The organism is Bradyrhizobium sp. AUGA SZCCT0105, from assembly GCF_018129565.1.
GTDB lineage: Bacteria > Pseudomonadota > Alphaproteobacteria > Rhizobiales > Xanthobacteraceae > Bradyrhizobium.
This window is the reverse complement of sequence record NZ_JAFCMK010000003.1, coordinates 611,269-627,949: the sequence shown is the minus strand read 5'-3', so window position 1 is coordinate 627,949 and position 16,681 is coordinate 611,269. Positions and strand designations below refer to the sequence as shown.

18 protein-coding genes are annotated in these 16,681 nt (G+C 64.3%); 16 read left to right on the top strand and 2 right to left on the bottom strand.

Features of this window, described 5'->3' with window-relative positions:
• The first annotated feature begins 1 nt into the window (after position 1).
• Positions 2-1,342: a TRAFs-binding domain-containing protein gene (locus JQ573_RS18920; RefSeq protein WP_212314096.1), complete on the top strand. Its 1,341-nt coding sequence runs from the start codon at positions 2-4 to the stop codon at positions 1,340-1,342.
• Between the two features lie 23 nt (positions 1,343-1,365).
• On the opposite strand, the gene JQ573_RS18915 is transcribed toward JQ573_RS18920, so the two are convergent.
• Positions 1,366-2,031, bottom strand: a complete 666-nt coding sequence (locus JQ573_RS18915; RefSeq protein ID WP_212314095.1) for an O-methyltransferase — start codon at positions 2,029-2,031, stop codon at positions 1,366-1,368.
• Positions 2,032-2,123: 92 nt separating this feature from the next.
• On the opposite strand from JQ573_RS18915, the gene JQ573_RS18910 reads away from it, so the two are divergent.
• Entirely contained in the window at positions 2,124-2,756 is a 633-nt protein-coding gene (locus JQ573_RS18910; RefSeq protein WP_212314093.1) for a TetR family transcriptional regulator, read from the top strand.
• A 295-nt stretch (positions 2,757-3,051) separates the two neighbouring features.
• Here the strand turns inward: JQ573_RS18910 and JQ573_RS18905 are convergent, their stop codons facing one another.
• The gene (locus JQ573_RS18905) at positions 3,052-3,303 is read right to left on the bottom strand and encodes a hypothetical protein (RefSeq protein ID WP_097673702.1); all 252 of its coding nucleotides are present in this window, start codon (positions 3,301-3,303) and stop codon (positions 3,052-3,054) included.
• A gap of 517 nt (positions 3,304-3,820) precedes the next feature.
• Here JQ573_RS18905 and JQ573_RS18900 point away from each other — a divergent pair.
• From JQ573_RS18900 to JQ573_RS18835, 14 genes are all read left to right on the top strand, one after another.
• The gene (locus JQ573_RS18900) at positions 3,821-4,285 is read left to right on the top strand and encodes a RidA family protein (RefSeq protein WP_212314091.1); all 465 of its coding nucleotides are present in this window, start codon (positions 3,821-3,823) and stop codon (positions 4,283-4,285) included.
• A 267-nt stretch (positions 4,286-4,552) separates the two neighbouring features.
• Complete coding sequence (locus tag JQ573_RS18895) at positions 4,553-6,520, top strand: thiamine pyrophosphate-binding protein (RefSeq protein ID WP_212314090.1); 1,968 nt, start codon at positions 4,553-4,555, stop codon at positions 6,518-6,520.
• A gap of 13 nt (positions 6,521-6,533) precedes the next feature.
• Positions 6,534-6,920 (top strand): c-type cytochrome, encoded by a 387-nt coding sequence (locus JQ573_RS18890; RefSeq protein WP_212314088.1) that lies wholly within the window; start codon positions 6,534-6,536, stop codon positions 6,918-6,920.
• A gap of 580 nt (positions 6,921-7,500) precedes the next feature.
• Complete coding sequence (locus JQ573_RS18885) at positions 7,501-8,859, top strand: ABC transporter substrate-binding protein (RefSeq protein WP_212314086.1); 1,359 nt, start codon at positions 7,501-7,503, stop codon at positions 8,857-8,859.
• A 75-nt stretch (positions 8,860-8,934) separates the two neighbouring features.
• Positions 8,935-9,909: a carbohydrate ABC transporter permease gene (locus tag JQ573_RS18880; protein ID WP_212314084.1), complete on the top strand. Its 975-nt coding sequence runs from the start codon at positions 8,935-8,937 to the stop codon at positions 9,907-9,909.
• A complete protein-coding gene (locus JQ573_RS18875) occupies positions 9,906-10,868 on the top strand; it encodes a carbohydrate ABC transporter permease (protein ID WP_212314082.1) in 963 nt (320 codons plus the stop codon). The genes JQ573_RS18880 and JQ573_RS18875 overlap by 4 nt, the downstream gene beginning before the upstream one ends.
• Positions 10,865-11,080, top strand: coding sequence for a hypothetical protein (locus JQ573_RS18870; RefSeq protein WP_212314080.1), 216 nt, complete (start codon positions 10,865-10,867; stop codon positions 11,078-11,080). Before JQ573_RS18875 ends, JQ573_RS18870 begins: the two co-directional genes overlap by 4 nt.
• Positions 11,081-11,084: 4 nt before the next feature.
• Entirely contained in the window at positions 11,085-12,182 is a 1,098-nt protein-coding gene (locus JQ573_RS18865) for an ABC transporter ATP-binding protein (RefSeq protein ID WP_212314078.1), read from the top strand.
• Complete coding sequence (locus JQ573_RS18860) at positions 12,175-13,200, top strand: ABC transporter ATP-binding protein (protein WP_212314076.1); 1,026 nt, start codon at positions 12,175-12,177, stop codon at positions 13,198-13,200. Before JQ573_RS18865 ends, JQ573_RS18860 begins: the two co-directional genes overlap by 8 nt.
• A gap of 21 nt (positions 13,201-13,221) precedes the next feature.
• Positions 13,222-13,845, top strand: a complete 624-nt coding sequence (gene dhaL / locus JQ573_RS18855) for a dihydroxyacetone kinase subunit DhaL (protein ID WP_092118690.1) — start codon at positions 13,222-13,224, stop codon at positions 13,843-13,845.
• Positions 13,842-14,234: a dihydroxyacetone kinase phosphoryl donor subunit DhaM gene (gene dhaM / locus JQ573_RS18850; RefSeq protein WP_092118687.1), complete on the top strand. Its 393-nt coding sequence runs from the start codon at positions 13,842-13,844 to the stop codon at positions 14,232-14,234. The genes dhaL and dhaM overlap by 4 nt, the downstream gene beginning before the upstream one ends.
• Positions 14,235-14,265: 31 nt before the next feature.
• Complete coding sequence (locus JQ573_RS18845; RefSeq protein WP_371821719.1) at positions 14,266-14,568, top strand: HPr family phosphocarrier protein; 303 nt, start codon at positions 14,266-14,268, stop codon at positions 14,566-14,568.
• A gap of 1 nt (position 14,569) precedes the next feature.
• Positions 14,570-16,189, top strand: a complete 1,620-nt coding sequence (gene ptsP / locus JQ573_RS18840) for a phosphoenolpyruvate--protein phosphotransferase (RefSeq protein ID WP_212314075.1) — start codon at positions 14,570-14,572, stop codon at positions 16,187-16,189.
• Positions 16,182-16,604, top strand: a complete 423-nt coding sequence (locus JQ573_RS18835) for a hypothetical protein (RefSeq protein ID WP_050405512.1) — start codon at positions 16,182-16,184, stop codon at positions 16,602-16,604. The genes ptsP and JQ573_RS18835 overlap by 8 nt, the downstream gene beginning before the upstream one ends.
• Positions 16,605-16,681 lie beyond the last annotated feature (77 nt).

Sequence of the window (16,681 nt, the reverse complement as noted above, 5' to 3'; positions counted from 1 at the left end):
AATGCCGTCGTGTTTCATGATCATGCCTTACGGTCGCAAACCGACCCAGGCCGACCCCAAGTTTGGTCCGGCCGAGATCGATTTCAACGCGCTGTGGGATCGCGCCTACGTACCCGCCATCAAGGCACTCGGTTATCAGCCGGTGCGTGCCGACCAGGACACCAGCGCATTGATCGTCAGTGAAATGCTGGAACGGATCTACTTCGCCGATCTCGTCCTGGCCGACATGACAATTCCGAACGGCAATGTCTATTATGAGGTCGGTATCCGCCACGCGTCACAGAAGACAGGATGCGTGCTGCTTGCGGCCGACTGGTCCAAGCAATTGTTCGATGTGGTGCAGATGCGAACCGTCCGTTATCCGCTGCCCGAAGGCGAGATCACCGAAGCGACCGCCGCCGCCATCCAGGCCGCGATCAAGGAGCCCATCAAGGCGCTTGCTGACGGGATTTCGCCGATGCACCAGTCGATTCCGGGCTATCCGGACAAGGTCGATCCGCGCAAGGCGATGACGATGCGGAGCCAGCTCGCCGAGCAAGCCGCGTTTCAGACCAAGATACGCGCGGTGCGCGCGGCGCCCACGGATCAGCGCATGGCACGGGCCCAAGCGCTGATCGCGACCGAGGGAAATTCGCCCGCCACTTATGCAAAGGCGCTCGCTTTGTTGCTGATGCTGCGCGACTGCGTCAATGATGCCGCCGACTGGAACATCGTGCTGGATTTCATCGGCAAGCTTCCCGACCGCTTCTCCAACGAGCCTGAAGTGCAGGAGAATCGCGCATTTGCCGCGGCCCAGGCCGGCGACGACATCCAGGCCATTGCCGAGATCCAGACATTGATTGATTTCGCGGGACCGACGCCGGAGCGGCTCGGTTTGATGGGTGGCCGCCACAAACGCCTCGCCAGAGCCGCACCAGCCGGCTCTCCCGAACGCAAGCAGGAGCTAGAGAAAGCGATCGACTGCTATCAGCAGGGTATGGAGCTCGACCTTAACGCCTACTATTGCTCCAGCAATCTACCTCGACTCTATCGCAGGCGGGGAAGCGCAGGCGATGAGGAGCGCGCGCAATCGGCACTGCGGCTGGTGATCGCCGCGTGCGAGCGGGCGAGGCGGATGCAGATCGCCGACGAATGGCTGCGCCCGACGCTGCTCGCCGCGGCCTTCGATCTCGGCGAGCCCGACAAGGCAGATGAACTTGCAGACGCCGTCATTGCCGAGGGCCCTGCCAGTTGGAAGGTGAATGCCGTGCTGGGAGATCTCGAAGACACCGTGGCGCATGTTGACGACGCCGCAAAGCGCGCACGGTTGTCCGCCATCATCGACAAGATCAAGACGGCTTAACCGCGCGCTTCTTGCATTCGGCGTCAGCCCAGCCGCATCGACAGCTCGACGTCTTCGCCGAACGGCACCGACAAATAGCCGCTCGCCGGCGAGCGCACCCGTGCCAGATAGTCGGGGCTGTGGTCGGCATTGTCGGCGACGACGAAGGCGCCCGGCTTCAGGCGGCGCTCCACGAGATCGAGGATGTCGGGGTAGAGCGCCTTGGCGCCGTCGAGCAGCACGAGGTCGATCGTATCGGGCAGATCGGCGCGCAATGTCTTGAGCGCATCGCCCTCGCGGATCTCGACCAGGTCGTCGAGGCCGCCGGCGGCGAGATTGTCCCGGGCGCGCGCCACCTTGGACGGCTCGAATTCGGATGTGATCAGCCGGCCGCCGCCATTGTCGCGCAGTGCGGCGGCGAGGTGCAGCGTCGAGATGCCGAACGAGGTACCGAACTCGACGATGTTCCGCGCCCGTGCGCCGCGCGCCAGCATGTAGAGCAGCGCACCGGTCTCGCGCGAGACCGCGAGCGGCACGTTGTTGAAGCGGCTGTAGAGCGTGCGGTAGTCGGTCCTGCTGCGCATCAGGCGCGCCTGCTCCTCGTCGGAAAGGTCGGCCACCGCGCGCCGGGTTTCTTCCCTCGCGGCGGAGGCTTGCGCGAACAGGCGGTCGAGCAGGCCCGCGAGCTCAGGTGAAATGAGGATGGTCATGTCGGTCTCCGGTCAAAAGCGGCGCATCCTTGCGCCCCGCCAGAAATACGAATAATTAGTCGCATTCGCTAATCGCATTCCCCAGGGCGTTCATGACCGGACGACGAAGCTCTTCAATTTCCTCGCGAAAGCAGCCGCAACAGGCCCGCTCGGCCGAGCTCGTCGCGGCGATCCTCGATGCTGCTGTTCAGGTTTTGACGAAGGAGGGCGCGCAGCGTTTCACCACGGCACGGGTGGCCGAGCGGGCCGGTGTCAGCGTCGGCTCGCTGTACCAGTATTTTCCGAACAAGGCGTCGATCCTGTTCCGGCTGCAGAGCGATGAGTGGCGACAGAACTCCAGCCTGCTGCGCAGCATTCTCGCCGATCGCACGCGGCCACCATTGGAGCGGTTGCGCTCGCTGGTGCACGCCTTCATCCGCTCCGAATGCGAGGAAGCGGCGGTGCGCGTCGCGCTGAACGATGCCGCGCCGCTTTATCGTGATGCGCCCGAAGCCCGCGAGGCGCGCGCATCGGGCGAGCGTATCGTCGAGGTCTTCATGCGCGAGACATTGCCGAAGGCGTCGGACGCCGTGCGTGCGATGGCAGGCGATCTCATCTCGACGACGATGAGCACGGTCGGCAAGAATTTTTCGGAGGGCCCGCGAAGCCAGGCCGAGATCGAGAGCTACGCCGATGCTATGGCCGATATGTTCTGCGCGTATCTGAAGAGTCTCGGAAAGCGCTGAACCGGGATGCTCATAAGTAACGCTTGGCAGCCAGCAGGAATCCGAGAACGCCGCCGGTCACAGCGAAAACCGTCACGGCATTGCAGATGCTGACATAAGCGGCCGACCAGCAGGAAACGGCCGTGGAAGCAGCTGCGACTTTCTTCGGTTTCTGAGGCAAGCCAATGCATTCCTGAAAAAAGGCGCCGCCACCAGGTCAACGCAGGTGACGGCGCCCGTCTGAGGGCTTCAGGGCGAAACCCCGCCTCAGCGTAAATCGCGATGATGAACGGTTCGTATATCGCGTCGAGGTTCCCTAAAACGAAGCGTAAGCGTTTCGGAACGCGATGGCGCCTGCCAATGAGCGCGGCCGCGTGCGCACGGCATGTCCATCGTTACCGCTCTGGACGATCCACTGGCCGTTCTCGTGGCCCACGATCTTGCCGACGTGGTGACGCCAGACGACGATCGCGCCGACCGAAGGGCCGCCTGCATTGCTGCCGTATCGCGCCCAGGAGCGCGCGAGATTGTATTGCGGGCCCGGGTCGCTGCCGACTTGGGTGCGCATGAACCACCCGCACCACGCAGCGGGGCGACCGGAATGGGCATGGTGTCGATGATGGTGATGACGGCCGCGAGCTTCAGCAGCAGATGAAGCGAAGGCCAAAAGCACGGCGACAGCCGCGAGAGTTTTACGCATTACAAAGTCCTCTTGTTGTTGGCAGACCATCCTGATTGTGAGAGGGGCGCAGCGATGATCTGCGATTTGGTTGCGAAGCGACCGCATCGGTCAGGCGACGCAAAACAGAGGCGGGGACATGGCCCGCACGGGCCTTTAAGAAACGGGCTATGGCCAAAATATGGCAGCCAAATCCCGTCTGGCGGCACAGACATGGCCGGCATGTTCTGCGCGTATCTGAAGAGCCTCACGAAGCGCTGATACGGGCAGAATTGCTCCGAGAGCATGTTCGTAGGTACCGCGTCGCGCGGAACCGGGTTAACAGAAGCGCCCGGCGGCAGACGGAGCTCCGCTTCGCTCAGAAGCCGCCGTCCGGACAGGAGGGCCAGTTCGCTGGCATGCAATCGTGAATCTTGAGCAGCGGCTGAACGAACTCAACATCGAGCTGCCGATGTCGGCGGCGGCCGGCGGCGCCTATGCGCCGGTCGTGATCCATGGCGACACGATCTATGTCAGCGGTCAGCTTCCGCGCGACGGCGACAAGGTGCATGTCGTCGGCCAGGTTGGCCGCGATGTCACACTGGAGGAAGCCAAGCGGGGTGCACGGCTGGCGCTGATCCGCGGATTGGCCGCGATCAAGGCGCATATGGGGTCGCTCGACAATGTCACGCAGATCCTGAAGCTCACCGTGTTCGTGCACAGCGCCGCGGATTTTAGCGGTCAGACGGCAGTCGCTGACGGCGCGTCGGAGCTGATCATGGAGCTGTTCGGTCCGGAACGGGGACTGCACACCAGGACGAGCGTTGGCGTCGCGCAGCTTCCGCGCAACGCATCGATCGAAGTCGAGTTGATCGCAGCGCTGGCGCGCTAGAGCATGATCCGGAAAAGTGCGAAGCGGTTTTCCGAAAAGATCATGCTCAAACGACAAGCTAAAGCGCGATGACGATTCAACTCAATCTCATCGCGCTTTAGGCCGAAGCGCGTCTTCATCTTCCCATGCCAATTTCGCGGAGCACCTCAGCCAAAAGCTGCACGCTTACGCGTCTGTGTGTTGACGGCTGCCGAGCTTCGGGACGACATTGATGCCAACAAGCAACGAGCTCGTAGGCATCTGGTCTAAGTTCCCGGAGAGGACACCATGTCGAAACGCAGCGAAAAGCGCCGCGCAGGCGCGCTCGACCCCGGCCGCCGAAATTTCCTGAAGGGTGCAACCGTCGCCGGTGCGGCGGCGCTGGCTGCCCCCGCCGCCGCCAATACCGCAATGTCAGGCATTGCCGAACAGCGTCCCAAGGAAGCGCTCAAGGCGGCGCTCCCCGGCCCGAGGCTCGCGGCTGCGGACGCGCTGCCGCCGCCGGCCGATCCGGTCAATCAGACCTCGAGCGGCGGCGACTTCATGGTCGACGTGCTCAAGACGCTCGACATCGATTACCTCGCGATGAACTGCGCCTCGAGCTTCCGCGGACTGCATGAGGCCATCATCAATCATGGCGGCAACAAGAAGCCCGAGATCATCACCTGTCCGCATGAAGAGATCGCGGTGCATATGGGCCAGGGCTACGCCAAGATCGAGGGCAAGCCGCTCGCCATGATCTGCCACGGCGTGGTCGGCCTGCAGCATGCATCGATGGCGATGTACAACGCGTGGTGCGACCGCGTCCCCGTCATCGTGATGGGCGGCAACATCATGGAAGCCGACAAGCGCGCGCCGGGCGCCGAATGGCCGCATTCGGCGATCGACCCCGCGGCGCTGACCCGCGACTTCGTCAAGTGGGACGACCAGCCGGCCTCGCTGCAGCATTTCGCGGAATCGGCGCTGCGCGCCTACAAGATATCAACCACGCCGCCGATGGCGCCGGTCATGCTGTCGCTCGACCAGGAGCTGCAGGAAAACCCGATTCCGAATCGCGACCGCCTGCGCATCCCGAAATTCACCCCGGCGCTGCCGCCGCGAGGCGACGACGCAGCGCTGGCCGAACTCGCCAAGATGCTGGTCGCGGCGGACAATCCGGTGATCCTGTGCGACCGGATGGCGCGCACGTCCGCCGGCATGCCGCGCCTGGTGGAGCTTGCGGAAACCCTGCAATGCGCCGTGATCGACAATTTCGGGCGGATGAATTTCCCCTCGCGCCATCCGCTGAACCAGTCGTTCCGCCGCTCCATCCTGTCGCAGGCCGACCTGATCCTGGCGCTGGAGGTCAACGACATCTGGGGCTCGCTCAGCGATTTCCATGATCGCATCGTGCGGACGTCTGAGCCGCGCTACAAGAAGACCGCCAGGATCGTCACGCTCGGCACCCGCGGTCTTTACATGAAGGCCAACTACCAGGACCTCGGCCGCTATCAGGAGGTCGATCTCGACATCGCCGGTGACGCCGAGGCGAGCCTGCCGGCGCTGACCGAGCAGGTCAAACGCCGGATCGACGAGGGACGCAAGGCCGCGTTCGACGCACGCGGCAAGAAGCTTGCGGCAACCAAGCTCGCCACCGTCGAGCAGGCGAAGCTTGACGCCACGATAGGCTGGGACGCGAGCCCGATCACCACGGCGCGGCTGTGCGCCGAGCTCTACAGCCAGATCAAGGATGAGGACTGGTCGCTTGTCGGCACTTCGATCGGCCTGTCATGGCCGCATCGGCTGTGGAATTTCACCAAGCCGTACCAATGGAACGGCGGCTCCGGCGGCGGCGGTGTCGGTTACACCCTGCCGGCTTCGCTCGGGGCTGCGCTCGCCAACAAGCGGCACGGACGGTTGACGGTTGCGATCGGCGGCGACGGCGACTTCATGTTCGTGCCGTCGACGCTCTGGACCGCCGCGCATCATCAGATCCCGATGCTCTATATCGTGCACAACAACCGCGCCTATCATCAGGAATACATGTTTCTGCAGGCGATGGCCGCGCGCCATGGCCGCGGCATCACCAACGCCGATATCGGGACCACGATCAAGGATCCCCTCGTCGACTATGCGACCGTCGCCAAGGGGTTCGGCGTCTATGGCGAGGGACCGATCAGCGATCCGAATGCGCTGGCGCCGGCGCTGAAGCGCGCCATCGCCATGGTCAAGAGCGGCCAGCCGGCGCTGCTCGACGTCGTGATGGATCAGCGGTGAAGCGGAGATGGCGATGATGAAGATTTCCGTGAGGCGTCTTGCCGCCGTCGCCGCGATCGCGGGGGCTTTCGCGTTCGGCAGCGTCGTTGCATCGCGCGCCGAGGACGCGCCGGCAGGCGATGCCGTCAATGGCAAGCGGCTCTATCTTGCCGACGGCTGCTTCGAATGCCATGGCCGCGCCGGGCAGGGCGGCCGCTTCAACTACCTGACGCCGGCGCTGGCGCAGATTGCGCTGCCCGTGGAATCCTTCATCGCCTTCCTGCGCGAGGCACCGAACGACATGCCGTCATTCTCCGCCGATGTGCTCTCTGACAAGGATGCCGCCGACATCCACGCCTATCTGAGCTCGCTGCCGGGACCGAAGGCGGCCAAGGATATTCCGCCGATCCTGAACCAGTGAGGCAGTTCGCGAAGCGCCGGACTGTTCCGTCGTCGCTCTCGCGCGCTTTCGCTTCGCCGGAGAGCTTTGCGCTTGCAGCCCATGCGTGGCGACGCCACGCGAAGCAATACACGCTTGTTGATCAGGCCTCGCGATTGGCTGTGTGTGGGCGTTGGCCATCGCTCGTTTCGGTTGGCGTAGGGCGACGCGGATAGTGCCTTCGTCGTTGCGCTGAACGTTCAGTAAAATGATCCACTAAACACTAAGCCGAGTTCAGCGCTGGGTGTTATCCGCTATCGGCGTTGGTGCACTGCAGCGATTCTACCGCTGGCTATAGCGTAGCGGCCCATTCCTCACAGCTCGCAAGAAACCCGCTTGACGGGTTCGTGAATTTAGTAATACGTTTAGTATTACAAAAACGATAAACATCGCGCATCGAGCTGATGCGTGGGAGGAGCCCCGCCATCCGGACCCCGCGTTTGGACGCGTTCAGTCTCGCTCTCCATCATCGCTCATCAACTCGGTTTTCGAAGTCTCGGCGTCAATCCGGCAGGGACGCGCCGGGCGAGTTAGGTGCTTCAACGATAGGGAGGAAATGGATATGCGAAGATTGGGATGGTTACGCAGTACGGTGGCGTCCGCGGTCGTTGCTGCCGCAGCACTTGGGGGTCTCGGCGGCGGGCAAGCCGCAGCACAAGGCAAGCAGCTCACGCTGTGCTGGGCGGCATGGGACCCGGCCAACGCGCTGGTCGAGCTGGGCAAGGACTTCACCAAGCAATCCGGCATCGAGATGAAGTACGAGTTCGTCCCCTGGACGAGCTATGCCGATCGCTTCCTCAACGAGCTCAACTCGCACGGCAAGCTCTGCGACCTGATCATCGGCGACAGCCAATGGATCGGCGGCGCCGCCGAGAACAAGTGGTACGTCAAGCTCAACGACTTCTTCGACAAAGAGAAGATCTCGATGGACGATTTCGTCCCGGCGACCGTCGTCGGCTACTCGCAGTGGCCGAAGAACACGCCGAACTACTGGGCGCTGCCGGCCATGGCCGATGCGGTGGGCTGGACCTACCGCAAGGACTGGTTCTCGCGGCCCGAGATTCAATCCGCGTTCAAGGCCAAGTACGGCCGCGATCTGGCACCGCCGAAGACCTACGACGAGCTGAAGCAGATCGGCGAGTTCTTCCAGGGCCGCGAGATCGACGGCAAGAAGGTCTATGGCGCCTACATCTTCACCGAGCGCGGCTCGGAAGGCATCACGATGGGCGTGACCAACGTGCTCTACAATTACGGCTTCGCCTACGATAATCCGAAGAAGGCGTACCAGATGCAGGGCATCGTCAATTCCGCCGACGCCGCCAAGGGGCTCGAGTTCTACAAGGAGCTCTACAAGTGCTGCACGGCGCCGGGCATGACCAACGCCTACATGCAGGAAGGACTCGACGCCTTCAAGTCCGGCCAGGTCGCGATGCAGATGAACTGGTTCGCGTTCTTCCCCGGCCTCTACAAGGATCCGAATGTCGGCGGCGACAAGATCGGCTTCTTCGTCAATCCGGCTGGTCCCAAGGGGCATTTCACGCAACTCGGCGGGCAGGGCATCTCGGTGGTGGCAACCTCCGACCACAAGGACGACGCGCTCGCCTATATCAAATGGTTCGCGCAGCCCGCCGTGCAGCAGAAATGGTGGCAGATCGGCGGTTACTCGGCGCTCAAGGCGGTGGTCGACGCGCCCGACTTCCCGAAGAGCGCGGCGTTCGCGCCGCAATTCCTGGAGTCGATGGGTATCGTGAAGGACTTCTGGGCCGAGCCGTCCTACGCGCAGCTGCTGCTCGACATGCAGAAGCGGGTGCATGACTACGTCGTCGCCGACAAGGGCACGTCACAGCAGGCGCTCGATCTCCTGGTCAAGGACTGGACCAAGGTGTTCAAGGAGCAAGGCAAGGAAGTCGCCTCGCAATAGCACCCGCCTGCACTTCACCTGAACAGGATTCCCCGAGGGCCGCCTCGGGGAATCCGAACCGGCCCAGGCCAGCTGATGGACACGATGACGACGATCCTCCAACCCGATCATGCTACGATCCCAGGCGTGAGCAAGCCTGTAAAATCCCGCGCCGCCCGGCGCGTCCGCGGCCTGTCGGACCGGGCCATCGCCTGGCTGTTCGTCGCGCCGACGATTGCGCTGCTGCTCGCGATCAACATCTTTCCGCTGATCTGGATGATCCGGCTCTCCTTCACCAACCTCAACCTCAGCATGTCCTATCTGCCGCTGCGGTTCGTTGGCCTCGACAATTTCAGGGACATCCTCAGCGACGAGGACGTCTGGTTCCGGCTGCAGACCACGGCGCAGTTCGTAATCTCGTCGGTGGCGTTGCAGGTGGTCATAGGCTTCGGCCTGGCGCTCCTGATCAACCGTCAGTTTCGCGGCCACAGCTTCTGGACCACGATCATCCTGCTGCCGATGATGCTGTCGCCGGCGGTGGTCGGCAATTTCTGGACGCTCCTGCTGCAGCCGCAGATCGGGCCGTTCAATTATCTGATCAGTCTGTTCACCGGCGTGCCGCCGAGCTCGTTCAGCATGACCGGGCAGGTGTCGTTGGCGCCGTGGACCATCGTGCTGGTCGATACCTGGATGTGGGCGCCCTACGTCATGCTGATCTGCCTCGCCGGGCTGCGCTCGATCCCCGATTACATCTATGAGGCCGCCGAAGTCGATCGCGCCTCGGCATGGCGGCAGTTCTGGTCGATCACGCTGCCGATGACGGTACCGTTCCTGATGCTCGCGGTGCTGTTCCGCGCGATCGAGAACTTCAAGATGTTCGACATGGTCAACCTCCTGACCTCGGGCGGGCCGGGCTCGACCACCGAGCTGGTGTCGATCTCGCTGAAGCGCGCAGCGTTCGAGAAGTGGCGCACCGGCTATTCCTCGGCGCTCGCCATCATCCTGTTCGTGACCGTGTTCGGCGCAGCCAACATCTACGTCAAGACGCTCAACAAGGTGAAGCAACGATGACCGCTGCCGCCACCAAATCCACCGCGCATTCCATCGTCGAGGCCTCGCCGCGCACCAAGGCGTTGGCCGGCGGCCTCGTCATCCTCTATGCCGTGATCACGATCCTGCCGCTGCTGTGGATCGTCGCCACCGCCTTCAAGTCGCAGAGCGACGCCATCGCCTATCCGCCCAAGGTGATCTTCGAGCCGACCCTCGAAGGCTATGTGAACCTGTTCACGGTGCGGACGCGGCAGACGCCGGATTTCATCGCCAAGCTGCCGCCGCCGGAGACCTGGTACGACAAGCTGGTACGCAAGCGGGACATGGTGATCGCCGGACCGTCCAAGGTCGTGCCGCGCTTCGTCAACTCGCTGATCATCGGCTTCGGCTCGACCTTCCTCGCGGTTTTCCTCGGCACGCTCGCGGCCTACGCGTTCTCGCGCTTCCGCATTCCGCTGGCGGACGATCTGCTGTTCTTCATCCTCTCCACGCGCATGATGCCGCCGGTCGCGGTGGCGATCCCGATCTATCTGATGTACCGGCAACTCAATCTGACCGACACGCGGCTCGGCATGATCCTGCTCTACACCGCGGTGAACGTCTCGCTCGCGGTCTGGCTGCTCAAGGGTTTCATCGACGAGATCCCGCGCGAGTATGAGGAGGCGGCGCTGGTCGACGGCTATACCCGGCTGCAGGCGCTGCGCAAGGTGGTGCTGCCGCAGGCCGTCACGGGAATTGCGGCGACCGCGATCTTCTGCCTGATCTTCTCCTGGAACGAGTACGCCTTCGCGGTGCTGCTCACCAGCGGCGAGGCGCAGACCATGCCGCCTTTCATCCCCTTCATCATCGGCGAGGGTGGACAGGATTGGCCGGCGGTTGCCGCCGCGACCACGCTGTTCGTCGTACCGATCGTCATGTTCACCGTGCTGTTGCGCAAGCATCTGCTGCGCGGCATCACCTTCGGAGCGGTGCGCAAATGAACGGGTCTGCGGTTGCCAAGAATAGCGCAACTCGGGGTGGCGTAGGTCGCTGGTTCCGTCGCGGGCCGTGGGAAACGGTCGCGATGACCCTGATCGGAGGCGGCATCGTCATGCTGGTGCAGCCCTGGTCGATCGATCTCTACAGCTACTCGTTCGTGACGATCCTGGCCGGCACCGTCGGCTTCGTCATCGTCAGCCACTTTCCGGAATAGCGCCATGGCACAGATCCGCATCGAAAACCTGCGCAAGTCGTTCGATCAGTTCACCGCGGTGGAAGGCTCGACCTTCACGATCGACGATGGCACGTTCTTCGCGATGCTCGGGCCCTCCGGCTGCGGCAAGACCACCACCTTGCGCATGATTGCCGGCCTCGAGCTGCCGACCGAAGGCAAGATCCTGCTCGATGGCGAGGACGTCACGTTCCACCGTGCGGCCGCACGCGATATCGCCTTCGTGTTTCAGCTGTTTGCGCTCTATCCGCACATGAATGTCGGAGAGAACATCGGCTTCCCTCTGAAGTGCCAGGGCATGGGCCGGCGCGAGGTCCGCGAGCGGGTGCAGGAGACCGCACGGATGTTGCGGATCGAGCATCTGCTGTCGAGCAAGACCTCGAAGCTCTCGGGCGGCGACCGGCAGCGCGTCGCGCTCGGGCGTGCCATGGTGCGGCGTCCGAAGGCGTTCCTGATGGACGAGCCGCTGGGTGCGCTCGACGCCGAGTTTCGTCATCTAATGTGCGGCGAGCTGCGCGACCTGCACGATCGCATCAAGGCGACCACAGTCTATGTCACCCACGACCAGCTCGAGGCGATGTCGATGGCCGACCAGATCGCCGTCATGAACAAGGGCCGTGTCGAGCAGATCGGTACGCCGCAGGAGGTCTACGACCGGCCCGCGAGCATGTTCGTCGCCGATTTCATCGGCTCGCCGCCGATGAACTTCCTGCGCTTCGAGGGCGGCTTGCGATCCGGCGATCGCGCGGTCAGCTTCCACGACACCAGGCTTGCGGTGCCAGAAATTCGCGAGGACCGCGCCAGCGCGCCGCTGGCGCTCGGCGTCCGTCCGGAGCATATCCGCTTCGCCGACGCGGGCGCCGTTCGCGGCGAGGTGTTCGGCGCGGAATATCTCGGCACCACCCAGATCGTCACCGTCGACACGGCATATGGCCGGGTCGCGGCGCGGCTGCCTTCAAGTGCATCGGTGCAGATCGGCGAGGCCATCGGTCTCGAATTCAATGCCGAGCGGCTGGCGCTGTTCGACATCGGCAGCGGCCGTGCGATCCGGACCGCGAGCGCGGAGGGTGTGCGCCATGGCTGACGTCACCCTGCGCAACGTCAATAAGCGCTTCGGCGCGATCGAAGCCGTCCGGGATCTTTCGCTGACGGTGAACGACGGCGAATTCCTGGTCCTGCTCGGACCGAGCGGCGCCGGCAAGACCACGACGCTGCGGCTGATCACCGGACTGGAGAGCCCTGATACGGGCTCCGTCATGATCGACGGCCGCGACGTGACGCATGATCCGCCCGGCTCGCGGGACATCGCCTTCGTGTTCCAGCAATATTCGCTGTATCCGCATCTCACGGTCTACGACAATCTGGCGTTTCCGCTGCGCTCTCCCGCGCGGCGGGTCGCGGAGCCGATCATCCGCAAGCGCGTCGAACAGACCGCGGAGCTGCTGCATATCGCAAGCAAGCTGAACAACCGCGCCACCCGCCTCTCCGGTGGCGAGATGCAGCGCGTGGCGATCGGCCGGGCCCTGGTCCGCGATCCCTCGATCTATCTGATGGACGAGCCGCTGTCCTCGCTAGACGCAAAACTCCGTGCTGAGCTTCGCCTCGAACTCAAGCGGATCCAGATCGAGCTCGGCGCGACCATCCTCTACGTCACCCACGATCAGGTCGAGGCGATGACGATGGCCTCGCGGATCGGCGTGATCAGGGACGGCCAGTTGCTTCAGCTCGGCACGCCCCGGGAGATCTACGAGAGCCCGTCCAGCAGCTACGTCGCCTCGCGGCTCGGTACGCCTCAGATCAACTTCCTGCCGGCTCGCCTGCTCTCCGATGTCGCGGTGCCGGCCGGAACCGAGACGGTCGGCATTCGCACCGAGCATCTTCAGCTCGCCGCGCGCAATGGCGGGCAGATGGTCGGCCGGGTGCATCGGGTCGAGCACCTCGGCGAGCAGAATCATGTTCATCTGGACTATAAGGGCGAAACGCTGGTGACGCTGGCGGATCCGCATCAGCCGCTGCAGGCCGGCCAGGAGGTCGACTTGCATCTGGTGCATCCGTTGTGTTTCGACCGCGCGGGGCAGCGCATTGCCGTGGCGGGTCATTAGAGGGGCGAGAGGATCGAGGAGATGTCGGTGCCATCAGAGACATTCAAGTCGTTGGTCAAGGCGGCCGCAGAGCAGGTCATCGCCAGTGCGCCAGAGCTGACGAGCCTGGATCAGGCGATCGGCGACGGCGACCACGGGACAAACATGAAGCGTGGTTGCGAAGCCGTGCTCGGCAAGCTCGATGCGATCTCGGCGCAGCCGCTCGACGAAGCGCTGAAGATGATCGGCAAGACCCTGGTGATGACCGTCGGCGGCGCCTCCGGGCCGCTCTATGGCAGCTTCTTTCTTGCCGCCGGCGAGGCGCTGTCGCACGACAAGCACCTGCCCGAGGATCTCGCCGATGTGTTCGGCAGCGCCGTGAACGCAGTGAGCGCGCGTGGCCGCTCGCAGGTCGGCGAGAAGACGATGCTGGATGTGCTGGTTCCCGTGCTCGAGACGTTGAAGACGGCGGCCGGCCAGCCGGATCTGATCGCGCGAGTGCGCACCACCGCGACCGAGGCGGTCGAACGGACGGCGCCGATGCAGGCCACCAAGGGACGCGCCTCGTTCCTCGGCGCGCGCAGCGTCGGGCATGTCGATCCCGGCGCACGGTCGAGCTGCGTGCTGGTGCAGGCGGTGTGCGCGGGCCTGGAGGCACGGGCATGACCGACACCGTGGGAATCGTGATCGTCTCGCACTCCAGCGACATCGCCAAGGGAACCGCCGACATGGTGCGGCAGATGGTCGGCAGTGAGGTCAAGGTGGCGTTCTGCGGCGGCAATCCCGACGGCGGATTGGGCACCAGCGTGCCGCTGATCATCGACGCTATCAATGACGCCTGGTCTCCGAAGGGTGTCGCGGTGCTGGTCGATCTCGGCGGCGCCGAGACCAACAGCGAAATGGCGGTGGAGATGCTGGAGCCTGCGCGGCGCGATCTCGTTGTCGTCTGCAACGCACCGATCGTCGAAGGCGCCGTGATGGCGGCGACCGAGGCGGCGGGCGGCAGCTCGCTGGCCCAGGTCAAGGCCGTGGCCGAGGAACTCTCTGCCGATTGAGATGTCGGCGAAGCGATGATGGATGATGAGTATGCTTGATAAAGCGGACGGACAGATCTTCACCGGCAATGTGCGGCTGGTGCATGCGGTGGGCATGCACGCGCGCCCGGCAGTCAAGCTGACCAAGCTCGCCAAGAAATTCCAGGCGCAGATCTCGGTGCGGGTCGCGGGTGCACCCGAGTGGATCAATGCCAAGAGCGTGGCCAAGATCATGGCGATGCGCGCCGCGCACGGCAGCACGATCGAGATCAAGGCATCCGGCAGCGACGCCGAGGCCGCCGTCGCGGCCCTGGTCGACCTGGTTGCCAGCGATTTTCCGGATGGAGCGGGCTAGCATGCAGGGCGGCGCTGCAGGATCGGCTTACCGCGGCAGGACCGCCTCGATCGGCTTTGCCCACGGTCCGCTGGTCCGCGTCGATGCGGGCGCGGGCGGCGAGCGGGTGGCCGGCACGCTGGTCGAGGAGGCGTTCGCCTTGCGCAAGGCGATCGATCTCGCAAGCGGGCAGATCGCTGATCTTGCCGCCAGCGCCGGCGGCGAAGCCGCGCAGATCCTCGAATTCCAGGTCGCGTTGCTCGAGGATGAGGATCTGATCGAGGCGATCTTCGCGTCGATCGGCGAGGGGCGTCCGGCCGACGTCGCATGGCGCTCGACGCTCGATGAGCAGATCGCGGAGTACAATTCGGCGGCGGATGAGTATCTGCAGGCCCGTTCGTCGGACCTTGCGGACCTGCGCGACCGCGTGGTCCACATCCTGCGCGGCGACGAAGGCGAGCCGCTGAAGATCCCGAGCGGAGGCGTCGTCTGTGCCGACGACCTGCCGCCCTCGCGCTTCCTGGAGATCGACTGGTCCGGCGGCGGCGGCCTGGCGTTGCTGCATGGCAGTCCGACCAGCCACGTCGCGATGCTGGCGCGTGCGCGCGGCATCCCGATGGTCGTGCAACTCGGTGCTATTCCGAATGCCGGCGTCACGGCGCTGCTCGACGGCGAAGGCGCGACGCTGGAGCTCGATCCCAGCGCCGAGCAGGTGCGGATCTTCGAGAAGCGGCGCGAGAGCCATCGCAAGAGCAGGGCATCCGCGCGCGCGATCCTGCGGCGGCCGACGGCCTCGTGGCGCGGCGAACACATCAAGCTCCTGATCAATATCCAGCGCGTCGACGACCTCGATGATGCGGATGCGCAATATGCCGACGGCATCGGCCTGATGCGGACCGAATTCCTGCTCGCCGGGCGGAGCGACCTGCCGGATGAGGAGACCCAATTCCAGGCCTATGACGCGGTATTGCGCTGGGCCGGAGCGCGGCCGGTCACGATCCGCACGTTCGATGCCGGCGGCGACAAGCCGGTGCCCGGCTTTACATTCGACGGCGAAGCCAACCCGTTCCTCGGCGTGCGCGGCTTGCGGCTTTGCCTGGCCCGGCCCGAGATTTTTGCCGTCCAGCTCCGTGCGCTGGCACGCGCCGCGGTGCGCGGAAATCTCAAGGTCATGTTCCCGATGGTGACGTCGGCGGACGAGCTCGAGGCGGGACGGAAGCTGTTCGCCGACATCGTGCAGCGCTTGCAGGCGGACGGCATTGCCGCGATGCTCCCGGAGCTTGGAATCATGGTCGAGGTTCCGGCGGCGGCCCTGGCGGTCTCGAGCTTCAAGGCGTCGTTCTTCTCGATCGGCTCGAACGATCTCGCGCAATATGTGCTGGCCTGCGATCGTTCCAACGGAGCTCTCGCCCCCCTGATGGACCCCTTGCATCCCGCAGTGCTCGAACTGATCGCGCGGACCGCCGAGCACGGCCGCCGCGCCGGCATCGGCGTCAGCCTGTGCGGCGACATGGCGGGTGATCCGCGCTGTGTTCCCGCGCTTCTGAACTGCGGCCTGCGCGAATTGTCCGTGAACGCATCGGCGCTGGCGCAGATCAAGCAGACCATCGACCGGCTGAGCAGCGGAGGCAGCGTTGGCTGACACGGCGGCCGATGAAGCGCCCGAAGCCGGCGCGGTCGCGGCCTACAAGCGCATCTTCAAGGAGGTGCTGGAGAGCCGCCCGTCCGGCATGCGGCTGCGCCTCGCCCATGCCATGGGCAAGAACCGCAGCTTCGTCAGCCAGATCAGTAACCCGGCCTATCCGGTGCCGATCCCGGTGCAGCATCTTAACACGATCTTCGATGTCTGCCACTTTCCGCCGCAGGCGAAGACCGCCTTCTTGCGCGCCTATGCGCGTGCGCATCCGCGCCGCGTCGGCCGGCTGAGCGAAGGCTCGCACGAGCGGACGCTGACATTGCATCTGCCGGATCTCGGCAGCGCCAAGCGCAATGCCGAGCTCGACGCGCTGCTGCAGGAATTCACGCGGCGCCTGATCGGTATCATGCGGGAAAAATAGGCGAAAACGCCAACCAAAGCGTTTTCGAGCGAAGTGGCTACCGGTTCGCGTGAAGAAAACGCGTCAAAACAACAACC

What these genes read in the sequence shown, in the direction of transcription:
- JQ573_RS18920 (WP_212314096.1), top strand. Translation starts at nt 2, where the DNA reads ATGCCGTCGTGTTTCATGATCATGCCTTACGGTCGCAAACCGACCCAG.
- JQ573_RS18915 (WP_212314095.1), bottom strand. Translation starts at nt 2,031, where the DNA reads ATGACCATCCTCATTTCACCTGAGCTCGCGGGCCTGCTCGACCGCCTG.
- JQ573_RS18910 (WP_212314093.1), top strand. Translation starts at nt 2,124, where the DNA reads ATGACCGGACGACGAAGCTCTTCAATTTCCTCGCGAAAGCAGCCGCAA.
- JQ573_RS18905 (WP_097673702.1), bottom strand. Translation starts at nt 3,303, where the DNA reads ATGCGCACCCAAGTCGGCAGCGACCCGGGCCCGCAATACAATCTCGCG.
- JQ573_RS18895 (WP_212314090.1), top strand. Translation starts at nt 4,553, where the DNA reads ATGTCGAAACGCAGCGAAAAGCGCCGCGCAGGCGCGCTCGACCCCGGC.
- JQ573_RS18890 (WP_212314088.1), top strand. Translation starts at nt 6,534, where the DNA reads ATGATGAAGATTTCCGTGAGGCGTCTTGCCGCCGTCGCCGCGATCGCG.
- JQ573_RS18885 (WP_212314086.1), top strand. Translation starts at nt 7,501, where the DNA reads ATGCGAAGATTGGGATGGTTACGCAGTACGGTGGCGTCCGCGGTCGTT.
- JQ573_RS18880 (WP_212314084.1), top strand. Translation starts at nt 8,935, where the DNA reads ATGGACACGATGACGACGATCCTCCAACCCGATCATGCTACGATCCCA.
- JQ573_RS18875 (WP_212314082.1), top strand. Translation starts at nt 9,906, where the DNA reads ATGACCGCTGCCGCCACCAAATCCACCGCGCATTCCATCGTCGAGGCC.
- JQ573_RS18870 (WP_212314080.1), top strand. Translation starts at nt 10,865, where the DNA reads ATGAACGGGTCTGCGGTTGCCAAGAATAGCGCAACTCGGGGTGGCGTA.
- JQ573_RS18865 (WP_212314078.1), top strand. Translation starts at nt 11,085, where the DNA reads ATGGCACAGATCCGCATCGAAAACCTGCGCAAGTCGTTCGATCAGTTC.
- JQ573_RS18860 (WP_212314076.1), top strand. Translation starts at nt 12,175, where the DNA reads ATGGCTGACGTCACCCTGCGCAACGTCAATAAGCGCTTCGGCGCGATC.
- dhaL (WP_092118690.1), top strand. Translation starts at nt 13,222, where the DNA reads ATGTCGGTGCCATCAGAGACATTCAAGTCGTTGGTCAAGGCGGCCGCA.
- dhaM (WP_092118687.1), top strand. Translation starts at nt 13,842, where the DNA reads ATGACCGACACCGTGGGAATCGTGATCGTCTCGCACTCCAGCGACATC.
- JQ573_RS18845 (WP_371821719.1), top strand. Translation starts at nt 14,266, where the DNA reads ATGCTTGATAAAGCGGACGGACAGATCTTCACCGGCAATGTGCGGCTG.
- ptsP (WP_212314075.1), top strand. Translation starts at nt 14,570, where the DNA reads ATGCAGGGCGGCGCTGCAGGATCGGCTTACCGCGGCAGGACCGCCTCG.